Below are 4,691 nucleotides of genomic sequence, written 5' to 3' on the forward strand. Positions count from 1 at the left end.
CGGGATCGCTGACGGCGATGCACGGTCGCAGGCCGCGTTGCTCGCGGCCAACCGTGGGATCGAGGCCAACGAGGACGACAGTGCCGCGGTCGAGGTTCATTGCTCCTCGACCCAGCCCTCGCTCTCGACCCATCGCACCGGAGTGCCCGCGGACATGTCGACCAGCCCCTCATCGCCCTCGGGCAGCGATGCAGCCCATTCGCCCAAGCCGGCGTCGGCCAGCTCAGCCGCCTCTGGGTGTGGGTGATCGAGAAATTGGGTGTCTTCTAATTTGATCGAGTTTAGGGAGGTTTATGTGTTTCCAGTAAACCATCCTAAACTTGCTATACTTGGCCAGATGGACCCCCGTCGCAACCCCTACGCACCTGGTGCAGGTACCCCTCCACCCGAGCTTGCTGGGCGTGACGCCCTGCTCGAGCGGGTCGAAATCGCACTGGATCGCATCCGTTCCCGGCGCACGGACAAGAGCGTCATTTTTGTCGGCCTGCGCGGGGTGGGCAAGACTGTGCTGCTCAACCGCATTTTGCGCGATGCGGAGGCGCGCGGCATGCACTGCCTGCGGTTAGAAGCTCCAGAGGACCGCTCGCTGCCGGCCGTGCTCGCGCCGGTGCTACGCTCGAGCCTTCTCAGGCTTGATCGCCGTGAGGCGGCGAGCCGCGCCGTCACACGAGCGCTCACGGCACTTGCCGGTTTCGTATCCGCGCTCAAGGTCAAGTACACGGACATCGAGCTCTCGGTGTCCACACCCAAGGAACCCGGGCTCGCGGACTCGGGCGACTTGGAGGTCGACCTAGCGGACTTGTTGGCTGCCGTAGGCGAGGCTGCACGCGAGCGCAACACCTCCGTGGTGTTGTTCGTGGACGAGCTGCAGTACGTGGAGGAAAACCAGCTGGCCGCGTTGATCACAGCCTTGCATCGTGCGGCTCAAGGTCAGCTCCCGATCACGCTCGTTGCCGCCGGTTTGCCCCAAGTGGTGGGTCGCACGGGTCGCGCCAAGTCCTATGCCGAGCGCCTCTTCGAGTTTCCCGAGATCGGACCGCTCGACCCGACCGCGGCCAGGCTGGCCCTCACGGCGCCGGCAGCCCGCGAGGGTGTCGAGTTCACCGGCGGTGCCCTGGACGAAATACTGCGACAAACGCAACGCTACCCTTACTTCCTGCAGGAGTGGGGCAAGCATGCCTGGGCCAGCGCCGACCGATCACCGATCCGCGCGGATCACGTGGTCGAAGCGACCGCGCTTGCGGTAGCGGATCTGGACGCGAGCTTCTTTCGCGTCCGTTTTGACCGCCTGACGCCGTCCGAGAAACGCTACTTGCGCGCCATGGCCGATCTTGGGCCCGGCCCGCATCGCTCGGGGGACGTGGCTCAAAGGCTAGGCAGAAAAGTTACCTCGCTCGGCCCTACCCGAAGCACGCTCATCGCAAAAGGCATGATCCACAGCCCCAGTCATGGCGACACGGCCTTCACCGTGCCGCTCTTCGACGGCTTCATGGAGCGTACGATTCCGCAAATGTGAGCCGCTGGCGAAGCACCCTGCGGTGGTCGAAGTGGCGTCCCGAGTACGGGTCCTGCCCGCACAAGAAAGCCCGCCGCCGGCAGCGGGATACCACGTGGTACCACGGCGTCGCATCGGGTCTGGATCGGCCTTGGATCTCGTGGCAGCATAAAAAGGACATCCATTTTTTTGGCGTCCGGCAGCGTCGGGCGGCGGTCCACTGAAGCATCGTGTGCGCCCAACGCGGTCCCGCGGAAGCGCAGCGCGGGCCGCAACGGGTCCACGCCGCCCGGGGGGCAGGTCAACAGCGCCTTCGTCCAGCAGGGCCTGGCTGCGGAAACGCCCTTCCCAGAGGAAGAACGCTCAAGGAATTCGCTGCCCGCCATCCCGAGCAGGTCAACAAGGGGGTTGACAAGACAGATTCGATGTTGCATATACAACACACGGAGAACTTGATGCCGTCCAGCAAGCCCAAAACCATGGACCAGATCGTGAGCAGGATCACGACAGAGTGCCTCGCCGTGCGCATTCGCATGATCAACCGCACCATCACGGCCATCTACGACCACGCGCTGCGACCGCTCGGCGTGACCGTGGGTCAGTTGAATATCCTGGTCGTCGTCGCTCACCATGGCCCCGTGTCGCCAAACGAGATCGCTCGGCGCCTCCATATGGAGAAGTCCACCGTGAGCAGGAGCGCTGCGCGGATGAGCGACAACGGCTGGCTGAACGTGGAGCCGGCCCCATCGGGGCACAAGCAGCTGCTGACAACGAGCGCAAAAGGTGAAGCGCTGCTCGGGCGATCGCTGCCCGCATGGGACAAGGCCCAGACGCGAGCGCGGGCTGCGCTGAGCCCCGCCGGCGCAAGCTCGATCCACCAGATTGGTAACGCGTTGCTGAGTCGTAGGGGACCGCAGTAGCGCGAACTTTTTTTTGAGGCATAAGTTGCATATACAACTATGCGAGGGAAGGAAAAGATCCCTCTCGTTGATCCCCGGCTTCCTCGTGCCTGCCTTCGTGATCCTGCACGCGGTGGCCCTCCTCCAAACACGCGCGAAGTCTCGAGCGCGCTGACCCCTTCGAGGCGGAAAGGAACCAAGATGGAAACGCAACAGATATTCGTGATGCAGTTCGTCCTGAGCATGATCGCGTGGGGGGTGATCGCCAAGTGGGTGTTTGCGCCTCGGCTCGCGCTTATGGCACCTTCAGAGGCGCTGTTCTGGCTGGCACTCCCGCACGCGTTTCGACACATCGGGATGGTGTTCATGGTGCCCGGCGTGGTTGCCCGGCAACTCCCCGATGGCTTCGCAACGGCCGCGGCTTACGGCGACTTGGCCACCGGTATGTTGGCCTTGTTGGCCGTGTTCGCGCTCCGGAGGTCATGGCCGGGCGCCATCGCTCTTGCGTGGCTGTTCAACATCGTCGGCACGGTAGATCTTGCGAACGCCCTGCGTCACGTGGACGTGGTCGCTGGCTTCGGAGCCGTCTGGTACATCCCGACGATGCTCGTACCCCTCCTGCTCGTCACCCATTTCATGGCGTTCGCGCGCTTGCTCCAGCCGTTCGCGGCCTGGGCGAGCCGTTGAAGTCGCGTAGCGAGTTGCCTCCATCTATCCGAGATCCATCACAATCGAGCCAACTCTTCGGGCAGCGCACCGCACTGCCGGTGCGGATCGCTCGACCCGTGTAGCGCACCAGTTGCTCGTAGTCCTCGAAACGGGGGATCCCTGATCGATTCTCGGAAATGCCAAACGCTGGGGGTCTCCCCGGCAAAGCTGGGGTCTCTAATGAGTACTCGTCCTTCACCCGCATGACCTTGATCCCCCTCACGGCCGATGAAATGCCATCTGCGGCGTCCTCCTCCTTGAAATGGGGCCTGCCATTCCTGCATCGTCGTCCTTGCATCCGGCACCACATCGACCGCGATCATCGACCAAGGTCACACGGGTGAAGGACTAGCGTCATGTCAGACATGTTTTTGGGGGGTTACAAATAGTAGGCGCGAGTCAAGCCAGACACTGGGTGTGGCTCCCGGGGCCGTACTCTGGCTGTCCCTGTGGAACCGCTCCGCGTTGTCTCCGATTTCCCTCCGGCCCAGGCCGCCCCCAGGCCAGGCCGATCCAGCGAGAATTGGGACCGCACGAGGTCGACTGGCCATGGCGCTCGCGTCAAGGTAGGCTTGAACACCAGAATGAACGCTAGAGCGAAGAAACTTCTTGAGGAATTCCAGCATCTTCCGGCGAACGAGCAGCGTTGGCTCAAGCGCCAGTTGGCCGCTGTGCGCCCGGACACCGATCCGCCGAAACAAGACTCCGAAGCAGATGAAAGCGAGGAGCACCCCGGCGACGAGCAGCGCCGGCGGGCCGCCATGCAGGGCTGGCTCGAGATGGCGGGAACCGGCCACTCAGAGCACACGGATGTGTCCGAGAACAAATACAGGCACCTTGCTGAGGCGTACGCGACGAAGCCTTGAAGCGCGTCTTTGTCGACACAAGCGCCATCTTTGCCCACGTCGTCGCGGAGGATCGGCTCCACGCGCGCGCCGTCCCGCTGTTTCGAAAAGCCGCCACCGAAAACTGGAACCTCGTGACGACCAACAGCGTCGTGTGCGAAGCCTACACGCTGTTTCGTACGCACACGCGCGACAGCCGAACGTTGGCGCTCGGATTCCTCGATCGTGTGGAGGCCGGCGCCTTCACAATCGTCCGAGTCGATACGCTGGACGAGACACGAGCAGTCTCCATCCTCCGCAGCCACGAAGACAAGGTGTACTCTTTTTGCGACGCTCTGAGCTTCGCCGTCATGGAGCGCCTGGGTATCGAAGAAGCCATGGCTTTCGACCGCGACTTCCAAAGCTACGGTCGCTTTCGGCTTCTGTAGCAGTCCCGCAGCGCAGCCCGCAGCACGTTGCAGAGTCTCGATGCCGTGTTCGAGTACACGACTCGTTCGCCCTCCAATCCGGCTACCGCGCCAAGCGGGCTCCGCGGGGTCAAGTAGGTGGGTGCCACGGTAGGGACTGACTTCCTCACATCGTTAGCCGCCTACCTGGGTGTCCAACTGAGCGCCGGCACCACCGCCTGAAGGCGGTGGGTTCGGGGCGCGCCCGTCGACTGAAGTCGACTCCGTGGGCGCGCCGTTTCTTGACCCGCCATCACGGCCCTTCGAGGCCGCCGCCTTTTAGGCGGTGGTCATTCAC

5 protein-coding genes are annotated in these 4,691 nt (G+C 63.4%); all 5 read left to right on the forward strand.

Features of this window, described 5'->3' with window-relative positions; all coding sequences use genetic code 11:
* The first annotated feature begins 337 nt into the window (after window positions 1–337).
* The 5 genes from MJD61_10150 to MJD61_10170 all read left to right on the forward strand — a co-directional run bounded on the left by MJD61_10150 (window position 338) and on the right by MJD61_10170 (window position 4,375).
* Entirely contained in the window at window positions 338–1,516 is a 1,179-nt protein-coding gene (locus MJD61_10150) for an ATP-binding protein (GenBank protein ID MCG8555631.1), read from the forward strand.
* Window positions 1,517–1,920: 404 nt separating this feature from the next.
* Window positions 1,921–2,415, forward strand: coding sequence for a MarR family winged helix-turn-helix transcriptional regulator (locus tag MJD61_10155; GenBank protein MCG8555632.1), 495 nt, complete (start codon window positions 1,921–1,923; stop codon window positions 2,413–2,415).
* Window positions 2,416–2,595: 180 nt separating this feature from the next.
* On the forward strand, window positions 2,596–3,081 hold the full coding sequence (locus MJD61_10160) for a hypothetical protein (protein ID MCG8555633.1): 486 nt from the start codon (window positions 2,596–2,598) through the stop codon (window positions 3,079–3,081).
* Between the two features lie 605 nt (window positions 3,082–3,686).
* Complete coding sequence (locus MJD61_10165) at window positions 3,687–3,968, forward strand: hypothetical protein (protein ID MCG8555634.1); 282 nt, start codon at window positions 3,687–3,689, stop codon at window positions 3,966–3,968.
* Window positions 3,965–4,375, forward strand: coding sequence for a PIN domain-containing protein (locus tag MJD61_10170; protein ID MCG8555635.1), 411 nt, complete (start codon window positions 3,965–3,967; stop codon window positions 4,373–4,375). The genes MJD61_10165 and MJD61_10170 overlap by 4 nt, the downstream gene beginning before the upstream one ends.
* Window positions 4,376–4,691: the final 316 nt, after the last annotated feature.

This window comes from Pseudomonadota bacterium (assembly GCA_022361155.1).
GTDB lineage: Bacteria > Myxococcota_A > Polyangia > Polyangiales > JAKSBK01 > JAKSBK01.

Coding starts and splice junctions, on each gene's coding strand:
- MJD61_10165 (MCG8555634.1), top strand. CDS start 3,687: ATGAACGCTAGAGCGAAGAAACTTCTTGAGGAATTCCAGCATCTTCCG.
- MJD61_10160 (MCG8555633.1), top strand. CDS start 2,596: ATGGAAACGCAACAGATATTCGTGATGCAGTTCGTCCTGAGCATGATC.
- MJD61_10155 (MCG8555632.1), top strand. CDS start 1,921: ATGTTGCATATACAACACACGGAGAACTTGATGCCGTCCAGCAAGCCC.
- MJD61_10150 (MCG8555631.1), top strand. CDS start 338: ATGGACCCCCGTCGCAACCCCTACGCACCTGGTGCAGGTACCCCTCCA.